The organism is Planococcus sp. 107-1 (assembly GCF_021513255.1).
Taxonomy (GTDB): domain Bacteria; phylum Bacillota; class Bacilli; order Bacillales_A; family Planococcaceae; genus Planococcus.
In genome coordinates, this window is record NZ_CP090977.1 from 1,821,634 (window position 1) to 1,841,680 (window position 20,047).

Annotated in this window: 22 protein-coding genes and 1 pseudogene; 9 read left to right on the forward strand and 14 right to left on the reverse strand. The window is 42.2% G+C overall.

The window, feature by feature from the left end; genetic code table 11:
• Positions 1-295: 295 nt before the first annotated feature.
• Positions 296-745, reverse strand: coding sequence for a VOC family protein (locus tag L0M13_RS09630; RefSeq protein WP_235196294.1), 450 nt, complete (start codon positions 743-745; stop codon positions 296-298).
• Positions 746-821: 76 nt separating this feature from the next.
• On the opposite strand from L0M13_RS09630, the gene L0M13_RS09635 reads away from it, so the two are divergent.
• Positions 822-1,730 carry a helix-turn-helix transcriptional regulator gene (locus tag L0M13_RS09635; protein WP_235196295.1) on the forward strand — a complete coding sequence of 303 codons (909 nt, stop codon included), beginning with the start codon at positions 822-824 and terminating at the stop codon, positions 1,728-1,730.
• 229 nt (positions 1,731-1,959) lie between these two features.
• On the opposite strand, the gene L0M13_RS09640 is transcribed toward L0M13_RS09635, so the two are convergent.
• Together L0M13_RS09640 and L0M13_RS09645 are read right to left on the reverse strand one after the other, a co-directional pair.
• The gene (locus tag L0M13_RS09640) at positions 1,960-2,421 is read right to left on the reverse strand and encodes an NUDIX hydrolase (protein WP_235196296.1); all 462 of its coding nucleotides are present in this window, start codon (positions 2,419-2,421) and stop codon (positions 1,960-1,962) included.
• A gap of 335 nt (positions 2,422-2,756) precedes the next feature.
• A complete protein-coding gene (locus L0M13_RS09645) occupies positions 2,757-3,257 on the reverse strand; it encodes a GNAT family N-acetyltransferase (RefSeq protein WP_235196297.1) in 501 nt (166 codons plus the stop codon).
• 190 nt (positions 3,258-3,447) lie between these two features.
• Between L0M13_RS09645 and L0M13_RS09650 the strand changes: the two genes are divergently transcribed.
• Together L0M13_RS09650 and L0M13_RS09655 are read left to right on the forward strand one after the other, a co-directional pair.
• Positions 3,448-3,789, forward strand: coding sequence for a hypothetical protein (locus tag L0M13_RS09650; RefSeq protein ID WP_235196298.1), 342 nt, complete (start codon positions 3,448-3,450; stop codon positions 3,787-3,789).
• Between the two features lie 63 nt (positions 3,790-3,852).
• The gene (locus tag L0M13_RS09655; protein WP_235196299.1) at positions 3,853-4,215 is read left to right on the forward strand and encodes a hypothetical protein; all 363 of its coding nucleotides are present in this window, start codon (positions 3,853-3,855) and stop codon (positions 4,213-4,215) included.
• 75 nt (positions 4,216-4,290) lie between these two features.
• On the opposite strand, the gene L0M13_RS09660 is transcribed toward L0M13_RS09655, so the two are convergent.
• The 8 genes from L0M13_RS09660 to L0M13_RS09695 all read right to left on the reverse strand — a co-directional run bounded on the left by L0M13_RS09660 (position 4,291) and on the right by L0M13_RS09695 (position 13,630).
• Positions 4,291-4,884, reverse strand: a complete 594-nt coding sequence (locus L0M13_RS09660) for an NADPH-dependent FMN reductase (protein ID WP_235196300.1) — start codon at positions 4,882-4,884, stop codon at positions 4,291-4,293.
• 14 nt (positions 4,885-4,898) lie between these two features.
• A complete protein-coding gene (locus L0M13_RS09665) occupies positions 4,899-5,882 on the reverse strand; it encodes a ring-cleaving dioxygenase (RefSeq protein WP_235196301.1) in 984 nt (327 codons plus the stop codon).
• 235 nt (positions 5,883-6,117) lie between these two features.
• Positions 6,118-8,040 carry an ABC transporter permease gene (locus tag L0M13_RS09670; protein WP_235196302.1) on the reverse strand — a complete coding sequence of 641 codons (1,923 nt, stop codon included), beginning with the start codon at positions 8,038-8,040 and terminating at the stop codon, positions 6,118-6,120.
• Entirely contained in the window at positions 8,018-8,833 is an 816-nt protein-coding gene (locus L0M13_RS09675; protein ID WP_235196303.1) for an ABC transporter ATP-binding protein, read from the reverse strand. Before L0M13_RS09675 ends, L0M13_RS09670 begins: the two co-directional genes overlap by 23 nt.
• A 102-nt stretch (positions 8,834-8,935) precedes the next feature.
• Complete coding sequence (locus L0M13_RS09680) at positions 8,936-9,958, reverse strand: sensor histidine kinase (protein ID WP_235196304.1); 1,023 nt, start codon at positions 9,956-9,958, stop codon at positions 8,936-8,938.
• A 14-nt stretch (positions 9,959-9,972) separates the two neighbouring features.
• On the reverse strand, positions 9,973-10,650 hold the full coding sequence (locus tag L0M13_RS09685; RefSeq protein WP_235196305.1) for a response regulator transcription factor: 678 nt from the start codon (positions 10,648-10,650) through the stop codon (positions 9,973-9,975).
• A 111-nt stretch (positions 10,651-10,761) separates the two neighbouring features.
• Positions 10,762-11,367 (reverse strand): lipoprotein BA_5634 family protein, encoded by a 606-nt coding sequence (locus tag L0M13_RS09690; RefSeq protein ID WP_235196306.1) that lies wholly within the window; start codon positions 11,365-11,367, stop codon positions 10,762-10,764.
• A gap of 217 nt (positions 11,368-11,584) precedes the next feature.
• Positions 11,585-13,630, reverse strand: coding sequence for an ATP-binding protein (locus tag L0M13_RS09695; RefSeq protein WP_235196307.1), 2,046 nt, complete (start codon positions 13,628-13,630; stop codon positions 11,585-11,587).
• A gap of 201 nt (positions 13,631-13,831) precedes the next feature.
• On the opposite strand from L0M13_RS09695, the gene L0M13_RS09700 reads away from it, so the two are divergent.
• The 4 genes from L0M13_RS09700 to L0M13_RS09715 all read left to right on the forward strand — a co-directional run bounded on the left by L0M13_RS09700 (position 13,832) and on the right by L0M13_RS09715 (position 16,429).
• On the forward strand, positions 13,832-14,167 hold the full coding sequence (locus L0M13_RS09700) for a hypothetical protein (RefSeq protein WP_235196309.1): 336 nt from the start codon (positions 13,832-13,834) through the stop codon (positions 14,165-14,167).
• Between the two features lie 90 nt (positions 14,168-14,257).
• Positions 14,258-14,440: a hypothetical protein gene (locus L0M13_RS09705; RefSeq protein ID WP_235196310.1), complete on the forward strand. Its 183-nt coding sequence runs from the start codon at positions 14,258-14,260 to the stop codon at positions 14,438-14,440.
• Between the two features lie 179 nt (positions 14,441-14,619).
• A complete protein-coding gene (locus tag L0M13_RS09710; RefSeq protein ID WP_235196311.1) occupies positions 14,620-15,198 on the forward strand; it encodes a TetR/AcrR family transcriptional regulator in 579 nt (192 codons plus the stop codon).
• Between the two features lie 55 nt (positions 15,199-15,253).
• Positions 15,254-16,429: an MFS transporter gene (locus L0M13_RS09715; protein WP_235196312.1), complete on the forward strand. Its 1,176-nt coding sequence runs from the start codon at positions 15,254-15,256 to the stop codon at positions 16,427-16,429.
• A 70-nt stretch (positions 16,430-16,499) separates the two neighbouring features.
• On the opposite strand, the gene L0M13_RS09720 is transcribed toward L0M13_RS09715, so the two are convergent.
• The 3 genes and pseudogenes from L0M13_RS09720 to L0M13_RS09730 all read right to left on the reverse strand — a co-directional run bounded on the left by L0M13_RS09720 (position 16,500) and on the right by L0M13_RS09730 (position 18,592).
• Positions 16,500-17,123 carry a flavodoxin family protein gene (locus L0M13_RS09720; RefSeq protein WP_235196313.1) on the reverse strand — a complete coding sequence of 208 codons (624 nt, stop codon included), beginning with the start codon at positions 17,121-17,123 and terminating at the stop codon, positions 16,500-16,502.
• 150 nt (positions 17,124-17,273) lie between these two features.
• A pseudogene (locus L0M13_RS09725) lies at positions 17,274-17,814 on the reverse strand (NADPH-dependent FMN reductase).
• Between the two features lie 220 nt (positions 17,815-18,034).
• Positions 18,035-18,592 (reverse strand): TetR/AcrR family transcriptional regulator, encoded by a 558-nt coding sequence (locus L0M13_RS09730; RefSeq protein ID WP_235196314.1) that lies wholly within the window; start codon positions 18,590-18,592, stop codon positions 18,035-18,037.
• A 153-nt stretch (positions 18,593-18,745) separates the two neighbouring features.
• Between L0M13_RS09730 and L0M13_RS09735 the strand changes: the two genes are divergently transcribed.
• Both L0M13_RS09735 and L0M13_RS09740 read left to right on the forward strand, forming a co-directional pair.
• Positions 18,746-19,687 (forward strand): DsbA family protein, encoded by a 942-nt coding sequence (locus L0M13_RS09735; protein WP_235196315.1) that lies wholly within the window; start codon positions 18,746-18,748, stop codon positions 19,685-19,687.
• A gap of 5 nt (positions 19,688-19,692) precedes the next feature.
• Entirely contained in the window at positions 19,693-19,998 is a 306-nt protein-coding gene (locus tag L0M13_RS09740; protein WP_235196316.1) for a monooxygenase, read from the forward strand.
• Positions 19,999-20,047: the final 49 nt, after the last annotated feature.

Below are 20,047 nucleotides of genomic sequence, written 5' to 3' on the forward strand. Positions count from 1 at the left end.
AATACCGTTTCTCCTCTTCTTTAAATTAATTGCACTTCTTTTTAAACTCAAATGCGGGTTAAATATCATAGAATATATAATCGAATTTTTAAAATTATCCATTTAATTTTACCATTTATTATCATTTAATCCAGCCCTTTCTAAGTATTTCCTCATCAAAAAAATTAGGGTAGTGATCAGCAATCCAATTGAATTCATTTACGGATCAGTTTCTCCTCTATTAAAAAAAAAAGAAACAGCTTAAGAAAGCCGTTTCTTTTATACGAATATTTACTTTATTGATTTTCAAAAGCCTTTATACAAAACCATCTAAGAATTTGCTTGCCTCACCGTTGAATTTCCATATCACTCCAAACCGGTCAACCAGCATGCCGAAACTGTCGGACCATGGCGTAGATGATAATGGCATAATTACAGTGCCTTTTTCTGACAACGCTTGAAAGATAGAGCGGTTCTCATCCGGAGATCCGTCAATTAAGCTTATTAAAATTGCGTTTCCTTTCAATAGCGGACCAGTCACAGCTTGCATACTTGGCAGAACATCGGAGAGCATTAAGGTATTGCCGAAAAATTCGACGCTTGCTTCCATAATCATATTTTGTTCTTCTTCCGTCAATGGTAAATTCGGATTCGGACCAAGTGCACTGAACCGAACTTTCTTCACTTTTGCTGCCAGCGCTTTTTCGTAAAAAGATAATGCTTCTTCTGCCTTGCCTTCGAATTGTAAATAAGCGATTGTTTTCATATTTCCTACCTCCCTTTTCTATTCACAGTATAATTGGTTATAGGCGACAGCTATATGTCGTATATAGGAGGTAATGATGAAAAAAATTGAACGGCTCATTTCAATCGTCATGATTTTATTGCAAAAAGAAATTGTTTCCGCTTCTGAACTCAGCCGCTTATTTAATGTATCTAAGCGAACGATTCAACGCGATATGGAAAGCTTGAGCTATGCTAATATACCCGTCTATGCTGAATACGGGCCTGATGGCGGCTATGGATTGATGAACGAATACAAGTTTGACAAACGTTTGTTGAACAGCCAGGATTTGGAGAACATCCTTGTCTCTCTGGACGGCTATGACCAGCTCATCACGGATCCCGAAATTCAAGTGACCATTCAAAAAATTAAGGCGATGGCTAATGCTAATCTATCCGCAAACCTCGACCTGACATTCTATAATTGGACAGGTCGAAGTGAACTTAAGGAAAATCTCTCGTTTATCAAAGAAGCGATTGAAAAATCTTGGCTTATTAAATTTGATTATATCGATCAACTTGGGAAAAGAACGGTTCGCTTAGTGGAACCTTATCGCCTTCACTTAAATGAGATGGATTGGTATCTCTCTGCATATTGCACCGAGCGCAGCGATTATCGAACGTTTAAACTTACGCGAATGATTGAAATGAAAAAGGAAGGATTGTTTAAGCCGAGGCTTGAAAATAGAGGGAAAACGACATTGATGCAACGTGAATCACTTAAGAAAGTACAGGTAGAGCTCCTAATTGAAGCAGCCATCCGCGATCAGTTTATCGAAAGATATGGGCAAAGCTTAGTCACGGAAATATCGGCTGATTCCTATCTGGTGGAAATTGAACTGCCTGAAAATCATTTTGCCTACCAGTTTCTAGCAGGGTTTGGAAACAAATTGAAAATTCTCAAGCCCCAAACTTTCGTCGAGAAATACCTTCATTTTTTAGAAGAAACAATCGGCTTATACAAATAATTTATAGGTCTATTCGCTAATGATTTCAGGAGATAAAACCCCAGTTCTGGCGTTTGTCTCCTTTGGCTTTGGATTTTGGCTATGAGTGCTTCCCTGGAAAGGCAAAATTCCCCACAAGTCCGGAGCACTGTTGGGGTTAAGAAATTTTTAGAATGAGTCGTTTTTTTAAACATCAGCTACATTCAAGTCCATCACGGCATTCCCTTCGTTCAGCATTTTGCTATTGCATTCACTTTATAATGGGCAGTTTTGATTGATGGACCCAATCCAAAATAAACCTCGCTTGATGGGCATTCAAATGCGGAAGTTCATCTGGAGAAAAGAACCGATGTTCCCGGCTTTCTTCTGCTTCTTGGATTAGCTCCCCTTTAAAATCTGTAGCATGAAAAATGATTTGCACACTAAAGATTTGATCGCCATTTCCATATTCAGCAAAACCCTGTTCACCCGAATAAAGGCCGAACAGTTTTAAGTTTTCCACCTTCAAACCCGTTTCTTCGAAGGTTTCACGGAGCGCTGTTTCCTCGAAAGTTTCTCCCGGTTCCATGACTCCTCCCGGAATTCCCCAAACGTCTTTGTCTTTTCGGTGCTGCAGCAAAATTTGGCCATTTTCTTCGAGAATGATCCCGCAGCCTATTGTCATCAGCATGCGAGAACCGATTAACTGCCGCATTTCTTGTATATAGTTCATAACTGCCTCCTGAAAATAATCGATTGTATTTAATTGAAATTGAAAAACTAAACCTTGCAAGCTATAGGATTCTTACATGATCTCTCTTGTCAGTTCCACTCGGGTTCATAATTGAATTAGTTTTTTCGTTGCGTTTTGCCTGTTAACTGACCTGCAATCAGACCTAATAGCACATTGGTTACAATAAGTGCACTCATCGGTGTGTTCGAAACGATTAAGATTAAAGACAGAATACCGCTATTCCGGCAAATAAAAGAGCATTTGAAGTCATGCAAACCATCCTTCCCGCAATTCTTTTTATTAGGTCCTAACTTATTGATTCTCTTCGGTATTAATCAGCACCATAAATAATGAACAAAGCGCATTTTTTCACCATTCAACTCGAACTCTTCTTCACCAATACCAGTTTGTTTGAAACCATTCTTTTCTAATAATTTCATCGACGCCTTATTGACAGTTGTCGTCTTTCCACTGATTTTCTTTACAGGCAAATCGGATTGTATCAATAGGGTTAACGCTTGATTGCCGACTCCTTTTCCGATAGAGTCTTCGCCTATTCTAAATCCAATTTCTGCAATGCTATTTACTTTATCAATATCCACTAAGTTAATTCTTCCTAGAATTTTTCCAGCCTCATTTTTTATTAAATAAAAACTGGAAGAGCCTTTTTCTTGTTCCACTAATAATTTTTGAAGGCTTTCTGCAAAGCCTCTAAGAGTATAGTAGGCATGTCCCCGGCTTGGTACCGATTTTTCAAAAAAAGCCCGATTTTCTGCTTCAAATTCAAGCAATGGTTCCGTGTCCATTCTGTTTAATAAATGCAAGGAGATTTCCATTTTCAGTGCCCTCTTTTCTATTGGCGGTTGAATGATATAATCATTGTACCAATTATATCCAATAAGTTAATCAAAAAATTAAACTTTTCTTAATACTCACTATTGAATTGCAATGTATTCAATCCTCATTATTAAGAATCAAAGTGGTTATAAAATCCGATGACAAAGTTTTCTATGAGAAGGTGCTTTAATGAAGAAAAGCGTACCTATATTCATGATTTTGTGTCTACTCATTTTGGAGACAGGCTGCACCAATAACTCTTCTGCAGACTGGGCGTATTCTTTTGTTGTATGGAATGAAGATATGTATAAGGTCAGCGATGAATCTGTTGAAGAAGTAGGCGAGAAGATTGGAGAGCTTGCTATTTATTCAGATCAAGAGGGCTCTTATACTGGAAACTTCTCCAATAAATTTGAAAAAGGTACAAGTTATTATTCCATACCTGGCATTTCCACGGAAGAAGCCATAGCCGTCCAAGATGGGGATAAGTTTCGAAAAGTGATCCGAGAAGGAAAATACGGAGGAAAATGATCATGAATTTGACTATTTAATAGATCTTTAATTCCGAATTAAAATTAGAGGAGCTTATTAAAAATGAGATATTGCAAATGCCGTGTTAAAAGATTCAGCAATAAGAAATTATACACGCGACTCGCTCGGTTGCAGGAATATGAGAATCCAAATCTTAAAGCAATTCATGTGCTCCTTTCGGAAATAGAAAGCCGGGATCCAGCGGAATACGAAGCGGGGATTATTGAAGCGAAAGTGGAACAATCCAAACGCTTTGCGGTAAGAGAAGTGGATGAAATCCTTCATTATGAAATCAAATACAATGAAGATTACCTTGCCAAACCGGAAGCTGAGACAGACCCGTTTGAACGCAAATTGCGCGCTGCAAAACTAGCAATGGTTCAAGACGTTTTAAATCGGAGAAACAAGACGAGGCAGGAAAAATAATAGATCCTATTCGAAAATAAAAAAGCTGCCCCGCTAGCCACATAATGTGGCTATACGGGACAGCTTTTGTTGTTATTAACGAATGGTTTTCAAAGCTGTCGACCAAGGAATTACTTGATCCAGCATTTGGTTCACCGAGTCAGCTTGTACAGGTGCCGGTTTGAACTCAGCGCCGTTCACGAAATCAGTGAACAATGAAAGAGCCGGGTGGACACGAACGTCCGCAACCATCAATTCGCCTAAAATGCCGCGAAGATGTTCAGTTGCGCGAGCACCGCCTACTGAACCGTAGGAAACGATTCCAGCCGCTTTGTTATTCCATTCCGGACGCAGATAATCCAATGCGTTTTTCAAGGACGCACTAATGGAATGGTTGTATTCCTGTACGATAAAGACGAATCCGTCTTGTGCCCCAACTGCTTCAGACCATGCAGCAGCTCCAGAGGCGTCTCCGCCATTTTCACCAAGCAATGGCAATTTGTAGTCAGCAATATCAATCAATGTATAAGTTGCATCACCGCGTTGATCTGCCAATTCTTTGACCCAGTTCCCTACTTGTGGGCTTAAACGCCCTTCTCTTGTCGATCCTAGGATGATGCCGATGTTTAGTTTAGTCATTTTCGTTTCCTCCTGTTGTTTGTTTCCAAATAGTTTAGATAGAAAGCTCATATAAGTGATTCTCCTTACAGGTATTCTTTTTCAATCGTTTTTGTGCTTCTGACAGTATCAATCGGGCGAACCATCGCTTCGATTTCGTCGCGTTTCGGCTCCAAGAATGGCGGCAAGGATAATTTCTCGCCTACCGTTTCATATGGTTCATCTCCCATGAATCCTGGGCCGTCTGTTGCCCATTCAAATAAAATGCCTTGTGCAACACGAGCATACAGCGATTCAAAGAAGAAGCGGTCCACATAGCCGGATGTACTAAAGCCAAGCTGCTGCATCCGGTCGATCCATTCTTTCAAAACATTGGTATCCGCTACACGGAATGCTGCGTGATGTACGGTACCGAATCCTTGTTGGCCGCGCGGCAACAAGGTATTGTGTTCAACAATCACTTGTGCCCCGTTGCCCCCTTCACCAACTTCAAATAAATGAAGCGATCCTTCTTTCGCGATTTCGCGCATCAACATCGCTTTTTCCAGAACTTCTTTGAAATAATCGAATTCTGCAATGCGGATGTGAATGGGCCCAAGTCCCGTAATGGCGAACTCTAGAGGCACAGGTCCATTCTGCCAAGGCGTTCCGGAAGCCACTCCCACATTCCCTTCGTCTGATACCAGCATGTACTGCTGGTCGTCAAAATCTACGAAAGATAAAGTTTTTTTGCCGAATACTTCTTTAATGCCTTTGTGCTTCACTTCGTATTTTTCGAAACGCTTCACCCAATATTCCAAGGCTTCATCTGTCGGCACTCGGAAAGCGGTTTTGTAAATTTCATTGGTGCCATGCGTCCCTTTTGGAATTCCCGGGAAGTCGAAAAATGTCATATCTGTTCCGGCAGATCCTTTATCATCCGCAAAGAATAAATGGTAGGTTTGGATATCATCTTGATTGACTGTTTTTTTGACCAATCGCATCCCAAGTACATAAGTGAAAAACTCATAGTTTTTCTCAGCACTGCTCGTAATAGCCGTAACGTGGTGCATCCCTTTTAATTCGTTCATATGAAAACTCTCCTCTGTATTATAATTATCTCGAATTCGAGATATATGCTTAAAAAATAAAACCTTGCTTCAGAACTGGCGTGTCATTAATTTATCTTTAATTCGAGATAATCATAACATGGGATTTTTCGATGGTCAAGCATTAAGTTTAAATATTGTTAGGTGCCTGTTTCGCCCCTTCCGCCTAAAATGAAAAAGGCATCCAGTAGAGGATGCCCTTTTGCTTAAAATAGGATTATCTTAAAGCCATTTTCACTGTCTTGCGGTAATAGCCTACTGTCAAAAAAGCAAATAACAGGTAGATGATGGCGAATAAGATCATGACGGTTGCTGCTGAAACCATGATATTCGTCTGGAAAAAGTAAGATAAAGCTTTTAGCGCAAAGAATGAATGCACCAAACTGATCACTAGCGGCAAGCCAAAAACGAAAATCTGCTTGCGGATAATGCCTTGCATGATCTCATTCACCGAAAATCCAAGCTGGCGCAGAGTGGAATAGCTTTGTTTTTCTTGTTCCGCTTCGGTCATTTGCTTGAAATACAGGATGCTTCCGGTTGAAACCAAGAACACGAGCCCTAGGAATCCGGCGATGAAAATCATCAATCCGTTTGATTCCATCCCTTCTTTCACCGTCGAATAATAATCTTGGCGCGGATTTTTCCCGTTGTATTTGGGCTGGTGATAAAGCGCTGATGCCTCTTCCAAATCTTCATCATTTAAAATATGGAATCCGTCAATTCGACGAATTTCGGCAGAACCTTTTGCTGCTAAATCGGTTTTCAGCTGTTCATATTTCTTTGGATTCACCACAACTTGGGTGTAAAACGTTTCCCAGTTGATGACATTCCCTTCACCGAAAGCTTCAATTTCAATCGGTTCTTTTACATCCTGCAAGTATAGATCCACAGGCAAGCGTTCATTATCCATGAACATCGATAGTGAAGATGTCGAGTGGAGGCTCGCACTGTTTGTTCCCGGCGCTTCAATCTCAATTCCTGCTTTTTGAAGCTGCTCATCACTTGCAACGGCGATATAGAGCGGATCACTTGGAACAGCTAAAGCCCCTTCTTCAAGTTGCCCTTCCGTCACCAATATTTCCACAATGCCTTGCTGGAAATCGATGCCTTTTTCTTTCATTTCTGCACTTATTTCAGAAGCAAAAGCTTCCTCATTTTCAAATATGAAGTCAAAAGGCATTTTTGCTTGTGCTTCCTGTTCAGTTGAATAGTAGAAAGAATAAGCGCCGGCGATCATCGACAAAGTCATAGCTGACAAGATGGTAATGATCGTCAATGAATTGGCATTACCTTTTAAGCGATGCATCAAGGGCGCGATGGATAAACTATTATTCAATCCAAGATGCCCTTCTTTGCGGCTTCTGATTTTGTATAATAGCCAGCTGAGCGTCACGCGGAAGGTCAAGTAAGTGCCGGCAATAGTCGAGATTAAAACACCGGAGATATTCAAGAAGAAATTGGCATCGAACATTCTTTCAGAGAGCCAATAGCCAAATCCGATCAAAAGAATCCCGGCCACTGCCAATACAGCTGCAGAACTGGTTTTTGGTTTTTTTGGATGTTCCCCGGCTTTTTCTGTGTTAAATAGCGACAATAAGGTGTTGCGGTAAACCGTCCGGATCATCTGGATCGTCGTTAAAGCAAAGATCCCGATAAAGACAGCAATTGTCTGCAGCACTGCTTCGATTGAAAATGACACGCTGATCGTTGTTTCAAAACCGATCAGTTTTAACAAAAGCAGCAGGAAAACACGCGAGACAAGCATCCCGATTACGATCCCTACTATTAAAGCCCCGATTCCAAGCAATGTATTTTCAACGATCAATAGACGGGCGACCGTTCTTTTTTTCAACCCGATCAGTTGATAAAGCCCGATTTCCCGGCTTCTTCTCTTCAAGAAAATCGAATTTGCATAAACGATGAAAATCCCAGCGATGAAGATCAGCAAGATTCCAGCAGCCAAGAAGGCAGAGCTGATCATCTTGTTTCCTTGTTCAACAATGGCCTGGTCATATTGCAGCGTGGCAAACACGAAATACAAAACCACACTCAAGATCAATGCAAAGAAATAAAGGTAATAATGCTTGATGTTTTTCCGCATGCTGCGAATGGCTAAATCAAAGAGCGTCAACGCTGTCACCCCCGAGTACAGCCTGTACGTTCAAGATTTCCTGGAAAAAGGCCTGTCTTGTTTTATTGCCTTTGTACAACTCGGAATAAATATTGCCGTCTTTCAGGAAGACCACCCGGCTGCAGTAGCTGGATGCGAGCGGATCATGCGTAACCATCATGATGGTCACTTCTCGTTTTTCGTTGACGTCTGCCAATGTACCCAGCAAGGATGACGCGGCTTTTGAATCAAGCGCTCCTGTTGGTTCATCCGCAAAGACCATTGACGGCTGATTGATGAGCGCCCGGGCAGCTGACGTCCGCTGCTTTTGCCCGCCGGAAATTTCATGCGGGTATTTGTTTGCTAGTTCCGTGATGCCGAGGATATCAGCGATTGAGCGGAATTCCGCTTCTGCCAATTTTTTTCTCACTTTGCCAAGTGAAACGGGAAGTAAAATATTCTCTTTCACTGTCAATGTGTCCAGAAGATTGTAATCCTGGAATATGAATCCGAGGCGGTCGCGGCGGAATGCCGACAATTGGGCATCTTTCATTTTTGAGATGTCCGATCCGCTGATTGTAATCGTCCCTTCAGTTGCCCGGTCAATCGTTGCAAGCACATTCAGAAGCGTCGTCTTTCCAGCACCGGAAGGTCCCATGATGCCGACAAACTCCCCTTTTTCTACGCGCAAGTCGATGCCTTTTAGCACTTGCTGGACATTTCCTTTAGAGCCGAATGACTTTCGTACATTATAGGCTTGAAGAACGGATTGGGTATCTGTTTTTTTATTGGTTTTGATCGCATCTTTTATTTTTGTGAACATTGTTTTTGCCTCCCTGTTTTCTTATATCCCTATCGTACCTCGTGCACTGCACCCGGTCGTTTGATTTACATGACAAACAGGAAGCCCAATGTGACAATGCCGTCACTTACGGATATGATCGAATTCGTTTTCAATGGAAAATGCCAATTCCATCGTCGTTCCTTTTGCCAATTCGGATTCAGCGTGCAGCTGGATGCCGATTTTATCTGCCACCAATTTCGCCAAATACAAACCGAGGCCAGTGGCTGCATTTTGAATTCGCCCAGTCGAACCTGTAAAGCCTTTATCGAATATCCTCGGCAAATCGTGCGGTGCAATTCCTGCACCTTCGTCTTCCACCATTAAAACAGTCTGCCCCGTTTCTTCAGTCCGTGTAGAAATCGCAATCGTTCCGCCGTCGGGGCTGTACTTGACTGCATTCGACAGAACTTGCCGCAATGCAAAACGGCTCCATTTCTTATCCGTAATCACTTTTTTATCCAAGCCATCCATATCCACCGCTAAGTTTTTTTCTAAGCACCAAGACATCAATTCCCGGATTTCAGCCGAAACCAATTCTTTCAGTTCGACTTCTTCCAAGGAATAATCACTTTCAAGCGTGGGCAGCCGGCTTATGTATAATTGCTGGTCAATCAGTAAATAGATGCGCAGCCATTCCGCTTCAATTCGCTTTACGGCTGGCAAATTTCGATTCGAGTCAATGATTAGTTTCATAGCGGTCAGCGGTGCTTTGGCTTCATGCACCCATGCCGCTGTGTAATCGCCTTGGATCATGCTGCTTTTCCGGATTTCCTGCAGCTGGGTTGAAAAGAGCATGCCTTTTTCAATTAAAAGATCGTTGACGATTTCATCCTGTCTAAAAGAAGCATCGGGTAATCCTTCAACCCAATCCATTCCGCTCGATTCACTCAATGAGGCGAGTTCTTTCAGATAAGCGGTTTCTTTAAAGTAGCGCCAGACGATGAAACAAACGAGAGAAATGAGCAATAAGGCATTCATATAAATAACTGAGGAAGCCTCAACATCAACTCCCGGGTCCAGCCATAGCAGCAAGTCGATGGCACTTAATGCAAGGATAATGAATAAGATCCAGCTTAAGCGGTCGCGCAAAAAACGTAAGAACATCGAACCCCTCTTTTCTAAAATGTGACGGCTACATAGCCGAGCCCTTTTTTCGTGATGATGGCATCGCCTAAATCGAGTTCCGCGAGTTTTTGACGGAGTCTTGTGACATTCACGGTTAAGGTATTGTCGTTAACAAAACGTTCATCGTCCCATAATTTACGGATCAATTCATCACGCGAAACGATTTCGTCTTTTGCATCTACTAACACACTCAAGATAAAGAATTCGTTTTTCGTCAGTTCAACTTCCTTTTCATCCCGTCGGATAAGTCCACGTTTTAAATCGATAACCGCCCCGTTCCATTCTTTTACGTCGGATACCTCTTCTCCATATGAATAGACGCGCCGAAGCGTAGCTTGAATTTTAGCGATCAAAACGTCTGAATGGAACGGCTTTTGCACATAATCATCTGCCCCCATCTGCATCGCCATGACCATATCCATCGGATGGTCGCGTGACGAAAGGAAAATGATCGGCACTTTTGAAACCGCGCGGATTTCACGGCACCAATGGAATCCATCGTATACCGGCAATTGAATGTCCATGATGACCAAATGCGGTTTTTGTTCGATAAACTTTGTTAAAATTTCCTGGAAATTCTCTGGCCCGACGGCTTCAAGCCCCCATTTTTGCAATCCTTCCTGCAGCGCTTGAAAGATTGCCGGATCATCTTCTACAATATATACTTTCATGTCCATCCACCATACACGCCCTTTCTTTCATACATTCTACTGGAAACTCGAAGCGACAAGCAACGACAACGAAAAAAGGCCCACCCCAGTAAAGGGGCAAGACCCGTTTCATCACCCTTCAATTCGAACGAGCTGGTTGCCTTCTACGTCATACTGCATTATTCGGACACTTGGGTCATTATCATATTCCAGGACCGCCATGATTTTTTCTTCTCCGTCCATCTCATTCCAATCCGCATCGTCAACAATCAGGAATTTATCCACATATGCTCTGCCGTTTCCGATGATGGAGTTGCCGCCATATTCCGCTTTCAACTCTTTGCCGCCAACTGTTACATCTTCCTGTTTTTCTTTCGCGTAAAGAACCGCTTCACCTTTCGACAAATCTGACACGCTTTCTACTGCTTCCGTCTTGTCTCCTTGGATCACTTCTCTTAACAACTCTTTGTCTATAAGTGCTTGCGCTGTTTTCTCACTCAATACCATGACTTTTTCGCCGTTGTCTTCCGCTAACTTGATTTGATACTGGTCGTCGCTGACCAATTTGATTTCTTCTTTTTTATCATCCGCTGCCGCTTGTTCCAGTTTTAAAACTTCGTCGATATTCGGCCCATCTCCATATACGATCAGCCCGTTCGCTTTTTCAAACCATCCGCATCCGGAAAGCAAAGCCCCTGCTAGAATTGCTGATGCACCCATCAATGCCATTTTTTTCATACTAATTACCCCTCTCATATTAAGGACATGCTGCTCACTTTTTCCTTGGCTGAACTTCAGCGCGCCTTTTGTAAGCAACTCCTTTATTAACCTTAGTATACGAGGGGAAACCGAAACTTGCGTTTGTTCTAGATGACGCTATCCTTACAATATTGCAAGAAACAGCCAAATAAAAAAAGAAACTGCTTTTAAAAAGCAGCTTCTTTCATATCTGGACTCAGATCATCGGTTTGAACAATGTATAGAACACTGTTCCTTCAGGACTGGTCTCGATTTCGATTTTCGCATTATGCCTTGCTGCGATGCCATAAGATACGCCAAGCCCTAGCCCTGTGCCATTGTCTTTGGTCGTATAGAACGGCGTACCGAGTTTTTCAAGAATGTCTTTTTCGATTCCAGTTCCTTGATCCCGCACTTCCAATACAACGTCCCCGTCTTCTTTCATATACGTGGAAATCGAAAGGGTCCGGCCAGCTTCCATCGCTTCCAGGCCGTTGCGGCATAGGTTAATCAGCAATTGTTTGATCTCATCTTGGTTCAGGAAAAGCTCAGGAATCTGAGACGTCTGGATATCGATCAATTTGTTTTGGTTGATCGTATCGATTTCCAATAGCGGTGCCACATCGTAAATCAATGCATTCAGATCCGATTTTTTCAAATCGGATTTATTGATATTCCCCATGGCAAGGAATTTTGTGATGATCGAATTGGCGCGGTCCAGTTCATCGATCATCAACTTGAAGTATTTTTTATGCTCTCCCAAGTCTTCCATCGTCAATAATTGAAGAAACCCTCTAACAGTAGTCATGGGATTGCGGATTTCATGGCTGATTCCTGCAGCCATATGGCCGATCAGCTCCAAATTGGCTAAGCGCTTCAATTCTTTCTCGAAATTCTTTTTTTCTGTTATGTTTTTCGACAAACAGCAGATTCCCTCATCGTACGGGTATGCCACCATTTCCTGCCAGAAAATACCCGAATCTGAAGACAATTCAAAATGAACCGGTATTCTGTCAAACATGGCTTTATGGAATTGTTCGAACATTGCCGTGCTGGCTAGTTCTGGGAATGTATCCCAAATCGATTTGCCGATGAGGTCATTGGGTTCCATTCCTTTTGGCAATGGCTGGTGCTTGTTAATATAGATGAATTTCCATTCTTTATTGACCGCAAAAAAACCATCGGTGATGCTTTCAATTACATCTGTGACCCGTTCGTTGGCATTGGCCAACTCTTTAGTCCGTTCATCTACTAATTCCTCTAACTGCTCCATCTGCAATAAATTATCAAAATTTATGGCAGTGGCGTCAAGTATCGATTGAACCAATTGGATGTCCGGGTTGTTCATGGAAATTGTCTTCTCGAAAAACGATTCAACCGTAAGGACACCCAAAACTTTTCCTCTGGAAATCATCGGAAACAGAAGGACCCTTCGCTTTCCATCCAACGGAATGATCGCCATTTCTTTATTGCGAAACACTTCACGCAATGTTTCTTCGAAGACCTGGCCCGTTTTATCATTCATGCCCGATGTCCAGTCTTCGATTGGCCATAGGGCATTTTCGCTTATTTTCTTGATGGCAAATCCCGATCTGTTGCTCGAATCTCTTGTATGCAAAGCCGCGTTTCGGCTCCCCCATATTTTGCGTACATAGGAAAAGCAGATCGTCAAACAATCCTCAATAGAGGAACAAGCCGAAAGTTCTCGGTTTGCATCCAATAAGAGTTGTTTCTCACTGACGACTTTTTCTTTTTGTTCCAAGTTCTTAGCGTTCTGAATGGCAATAGCCGCCATGTTCACGTACGCTTCGGCACTTTGGATTTCGGAATCGTCCATTTGGATGAAGTTAAAATAAAATAACTGGACCATTCCCAGCATTTCCTCTTTGTAGATGATCGGCAATGCCAGTAACGATTTGATTTGCAAAGCTTCGCATATTTGCGGATTCGGCCGGTGGTCATTCATGGCATCTTCGATATAGATGGTTTTTTTTGTCTCGATTAATTCTTTTGCTAAAAGATCCGTTTCCGGGTCAATCACCAAAGAATAAATCGACATCCCATTCATAAAATCCGGTTTGCCTGCGCTGCCTCTAAAAGTGCCGTCCCCTACCGGAAGGAATATCCCAACAGCATCGCATTGGATAATTTCTTCTGATATAGCAGAAGTCACATAATCCAAAACTTCATTCAGTTCAAGTTTTTTATTGATGATTTTTGTGATTTCGAAAATTTTAGAGTTCCCGGTCGTTTCTTTAGCCATCGTCATTGCTCCGTTCTATAGGGGAAACTTTCAAGGAGCGAAAGGCAAAAATAGGCCATTCAGCTCCTTGCAGATTGATTTTAAGTTAGATACCACTAGCTTACCATATATTCCTATTTTATACTTAGCCCTTTTTCTAAATTTCTCTCTTGTTTCATAGACCCCAATTGAATATGATAAGAAGCGAAAGGAGTTGAGAAAATGAAAAAAGTGGCTATCGCAGAAATAATGATTTTATTGTGTTTTTTCCTATTCGCTAACCCGATTCAAGAAACAAACCAATTGCCTTCCCAAGCTTTCGATGAAGAACCGATTATTTCTTCAATGAAGATAGTCACCAAAGTGGACGCCCTCAGCCCTTCTACATTGATGCTCGTCCAAAAATGGGAAAAGCAAGCGCCTACAGCCGCTTTGCCAATTCCTTTTTACGATCGAGCGGAACCCTCTCTTCAAAAACCAGAAGTTCCGGTTTTCAGGAACGCTGCGTTTTTTGGATTCATTAATGTAATCCACCACCAATCCAACTACCTCTCCTAAGGCCCTCAGACCTTTAAACCCATCTATTAAAAACAACGCCGCCTCGTTGCTTTTTAATAGAAGAAACGAGGCGCATAAGGGGCCAATCAGATGAATGAAAAAAGTGAATTCAGAATCGCTGTGGAAGCGAATCTGATCGTCGGAATATCCGCGTTATTATTTTTTGGCAGTATTTTAGCAGTAGCCCAGTGGTCTGGCAGCGACTTGATCGCCATCTTCTCTGACCTTCCATGGAAAGAGATCAACACATGGAGCGATATCCAGCGCAATTAATGAGGCGGCAACAACTGAACAAATCGAACGGATGGAGAATGCAGCCCTTTCTCCATCCGTTTTTTATATTTAAAGGTTTGACTAATTCACTGCTCGGTTCCATTGGAAATCTTCGCTTCATTTGACATCTATCAAGTTTCATGAGATTATTTCCTAACGACCGTTAGGAAGGTGAAATTTTGAAAGCAACTCTTTTACTCGAAACTGCATTGAAACATTTCGCAGAAGAAGGCTATGAAGGGGCTTCACTCAGCAAAATTGCTGAAGAAGTCGGCATTAAAAAGCCTTCCATCTATGCCCATTATAAAAGCAAAGACGATCTGTTTATGTCTGCATTACACTATTCAATGGAATCCCAAAAAACACAGATGGCTTCTTATTTTAATCTTTCCCGCCACCAGCCATTGGATAAAGTCTTATCCGGATACTTCCACTGGTTTGCAAAAGAGACAGATGAAAATGTTCAAATGAAATTTATCATACGGACCGCCTATTTCCCGCCTTTGAAATTAGAAAAGGAAGTCGGCCAGCTGTTTGATCCTTTTTTAGATGATATGCATCGCCATCTCACCCGTTTGCTGCGAGAACGTGAACGGCATCAAAAAGTCCTGTATGAAGATGATTACAGTAAAGCGGCTTTGGCTTTCCTGACGATTGCGGAAGGCACAATGACGGAACTCGTTTACAGCGGGCAAGAACAATATGAAAAACGGTTTGAAGCCATCTGGCCGATATTTTGGCGCGGACTTGCGCTTTAGACCAACTTACTAAACGGACTTTTAACTTGTATGGCCATTTAAAGGAGAATTTTACGTGAAAACCAACAAACTTGTATTAGCCACTTTATTGTTAAACTTATTTATCGCGTTTTTAGGAATCGGCCTCGTCATTCCTGTTACGCCAACCATTATGAATGAATTGAATATCTCGGGGACAGTAGTTGGCTATATGGTTTCTGCATTTGCCCTCGCTCAATTGATCATGTCGCCAATTGCCGGGAAATGGGTAGACAAATTCGGCCGGAAGCCAATGATCATTATCGGTTTGCTCATTTTCAGTGTCTCCGAATTGCTTTTCGGGATTGGCGAAACCGTTGAAGTTCTGTTCGCTTCACGGATTCTCGGCGGCATCAGTGCTGCATTTATCATGCCGGCAGTTACGGCTTTTATCGCAGATATCACAACGAGCAACACCCGACCGAAAGCATTAGGCTATATGTCTGCAGCCATTTCCACCGGTTTTATCATCGGGCCTGGAATCGGCGGGTTTTTGGCTGACATCAGCACACGCCTTCCATTCTTCTTTGCAGCTGGATTTGGCCTTTTTGCGACCATTCTATCGCTCATCACATTGAAAGAACCGGCTCGAAATGATGAATACGATGATCAGCCGATTCAAAAAAGCGGCTTCGGAAGAATCTTCGCACCGATGTATTTCATTGCGTTCATGGTCATCTTAATTTCCTCTTTCGGCCTTGCTTCGTTTGAGTCGCTTTTCGCTTTATTCGTTGACCATAAATTTGGTTTTACTGCTAAAGATATTGCCATTGTCATTTCCTTGGGCGCAATTGTCGGTGTCATCGTTCAAGTCGGATTGTTTGACCGTCTGACCCGGTGGATCGGTGAAATCAGTTTGATCCGCTACAGTTTGATCGTCTCCACAGTTCTTGTGCTTGTATTGACTTATGTCACAAGCTATTGGGCGATCCTTTTAGTGACCATGACGGTCTTCACCGGTTTCGATTTGATGCGTCCGGCAGTTACAACTTACCTTTCGCGGATTGCGGGGAATGAGCAAGGATTTGTCGGCGGGATGAACTCGATGTTTACGAGCATCGGCAATATTATCGGGCCGATCATCGGCGGTATTCTTTTTGATATCGATTTGAATTACCCCTTCTATTTCGCAACTGTCGTTTTGGCCATTGGAATCGCACTTACGTTTGTCTGGAAATCTCCAGCCGCGCTAGACACAAAAGCGAAAATTTAGATACGACGAAAAAACCAGTAGGGATAAATTTCCTCACTGGTTTTTTCATTTGTATATTTAGCAGTTGAACTCACCCCAAAGTATTTCCTTCTGCAGGGATGGGGTTGTTTTTCAATAGCCCTGCTAAATGGTACGTATTATAAGCTAAGCGTTCAATCGTCGATTTCGTAAACTCATTTTCCCGTCCGGCTTCAATATAGGAAGCCCCTGGACCCGCTTCTCCTACCCAATACGCGTCTACGTTAGGAGGGATCAAAAAACCGATATGCGACAATCCATACAGAAGTGAGGCGGCTGAATGCTTTGCACCATCTTCATTTCCGGTAATTATCGCCCCTCCTACTTTGTTGTAGAAAATGGCCTGTCCTTTGTCATTGGTCACACTGCTGCTGCCGTATAAGCGCTCTATGGCAACTGTCGCAAGTGAACTTTTTTCGCCGAGCCAAATCGGTGTACCGATGATTAAAATGTCTGCATCCTTGACCTTTTCAAGAATCTCCGGCCATTGATCGTCCCCGCCCATATCCTCCTGAACACCAAATGCAATGCGATAATCGGCTAAGCGAACGATTTCCGATTCTACGCCAAGGCTGTTGTAATGCACTTGAACATCATTCATGAATCCTTCCGTGTTGGATGTTTCGTCTGAACTTTTTAACGAGCAATTTAAAAATAGCGCTTTTAATGGCTGCATTCCTCTCATCCTTCCATGGTAAATTTCATTTTTGCTTCCACTATCATTTGTTCCCTTGCCCGCCAAAGCTAAACAGTCCAATTTTATGGCAATAAAAAAACCGCTGGCCTAGTCGGCACAGCGGTTTTCAGTCAAGATTCATTTTACTGCTTAAAATCTTTCCATCCATTTTTCAAAATTAGTAACGACCGTATCCAAATAAGCGACTGTAGCTTCATCGGTAATGTTGCCTTCTTCATCCATTTTTGTATGGACCGCGCCGATGTATACATCATTGCCGATCAAAACCGGCGATTGAAGGCCTGCCGCAAATAAAATATCACGCAAATGCATTTGCGCTTTCACTGTCCCTAAATTGCCCATGGATGCGCCCATGATCCAAGAAGGCTTCCCGATCATGACTTTATCCACGCGGGATAGCCAGTCGATTGCGTTACCTAGAACACCTGGAATGGTGGCATTGTATTCAGGCGTCACCCACAAGACGGAATCTGCTTCTTTCACTTTCTTTTTTAAATCCGATAATTTCCGGCGGCATGTCGTTTTCAATATCTTGGTTATATAATGGCAATACGCTAAGATCCAAGATTTCGATTTCAAAACGGCCGGCATACCGGTTTTTCACAAATTCCGCTAATTTCCGGTTGAACGATTCTTTCCGGACACTTCCAACAATCACTGCAACTTTCATCTAAATGACCTTCTTTCTTATATGGATCCCAACTATTTTCAAAATAGCGAAAAAATTCATCTATTCTCTAGTCTAAACCAAAAAAAGCATAAGCGCCAGGCACTCATACTTTTTCGTAATGTGTCGAAAATAGCCTGTTTCGTTTCTATATATAAACCCCATCAGTTCATAGTGAACTGGCGGGATTTATTTTGATTTAGAATGTTTGCTTCGTAATCTGTTATTCAGCTTCAAGGCCAAATCGAATAAAGGGAATAGCCCCTTTGATAAACGTTTCGGGCGATAACCCGCCATTCCTTTTCCATTCGACAGAAGCACCATATATTCCCCAGCTGAGCATGACCGCAGTCAGATGAAGGGAGTCCGCGTTTGCTTGAGGATTTTTCTTAGTGAGCAACTTAAAGAAAATCACTTCGAGCTGGTCCCGGATTATGCGGGCAATCGTCTCTTCATAGCCGCTATGGCACCGATGAGAAATGGATTGCTGAAAATTTGTTACAGCCTCGAATAGCTGAAAGAACGTTTGCTCATCCAGTTCCCTTTCCGTAAAGGCTGCAGAATCCAGATTGACCAAAAGAACTTCAGACAAGGCTTTCTCCAGCAAATCGTAAATATCTTCGAAATGCCGGTAGAAGGTAGCCCGGTTGATCATTGCCTCCATCGTTATATCTTTTACGGTGATATCTTTAAACTCTTTCCGTTCTGAAAGCGTGATGAAAGAATCCATGATTAATTTACGTGTGCGTACGGCACGGGGATCCATCTTCGCTTGATCCATCATCTTTTCACTCCAATTTAATAGACAATATTCCAAATGTGTTGCTTAAGCGACAAAATCGAATAATTATTGGTGTCTCTCCTTCTCATATTGACTTAAGATTCAAGTGTATAGCAAATTAGATGCTCGAATTATTTAGAGGAGGAAGAAAAAATGGACAATAAACTTCAAAATCAGATGTGCGATCTTGAAACAGGCATTTGTGGACCGGTCGAAGAAGAAGAAACAGGACTTATCGATTTTGGCCAACCGAATAAAACCATTACGCTTTACTATGTAACGGATCCAATCTGTTCCCATTGCTGGGCACTTGAACCTGTACTTCGCCGTTTTGTTGAGCAATACGGCAGCTATTTTAAGTTCCAGACAGTTATGGGCGGCTTATTGGAAAAATGGAATGATGGCCCGATTGACCCGGCAAACGGCATTTACAAACCTTCAGATGTCGCAGGCCATTGGAGAGAAGTCGGGGAATATTCCCGGATGCCGATTGATGGTTCTTTGATGATTGATAATCCGGTGCAGTCGTCCTATCCTCCGTCGCGCGTATTTAAAGTCATTCAATCGCAGATCAATGAAGAAAAAGCGAATGAATATATGCGCCGTGCACGAGAAGCACTATTCGTTTTCAACCAAAATATTTCGAGCGATGCAGTTTTGATTGAAATCGTAAACGGCATGGGACTTGATGGTGAAGCAATCATTCAGAAATCTGCCGAGCCTTCAGCTAAACAAGCGTTAAATGAGGACTTTGCACTTGCCCGCAGCTTAGGTGCAAGAGGATTCCCTTCCATCATTCTGGTCATTGAAGATATGAAAGGTGTCAAAATTGTCGGCGGACAGCCACTGGAAAAGTATGTGGATGGATTGCAGCGTCTTTTAGGTGATGTGCCGCAAGCCAAGCATCAGCCGCTATTGGCCGACTTGCTAAAAAAAGAACAGCTTTTATTTTCCAAGGAAATCGAAGTGATGTACGAAGTGGATCAAGAACAGATTGCAGTTTTTGCTGAAAAAGAACTTTCTGGCCAATCTTATGAGACGAAAGAAATATTAGGGGAACGCTATTATACATTTACTAAAAATGAAGGGCTATGATTTAATTGGCTTATATTTTACAAGTGGATTTTAAAACGGATGGACCATTCGGTGAAGAAATGACATCAGCTTTTGCAGACTTGGCAGAAAGCATTAACCAAGAAGAAGGATTTAAGTGGAAGATCTGGACAGAAAATAAGGACGCCATGGAAGCAGGCGGAATTTATCTTTTTGAATCTAAAGAAACAGCTGAAAAATATGTCGATATGCACACTAAAAGATTATCAGGTTTCGGCATCACAAATGTAAACGCTAAAATTTTTTCGGTTCAAACTCAATTGACTTCCGTAAATCACGGTCCAGCCAATTAACTCTCCAGATCATCAAATTTCTAAGCCCGTCAATTGATGAACCAGGTTT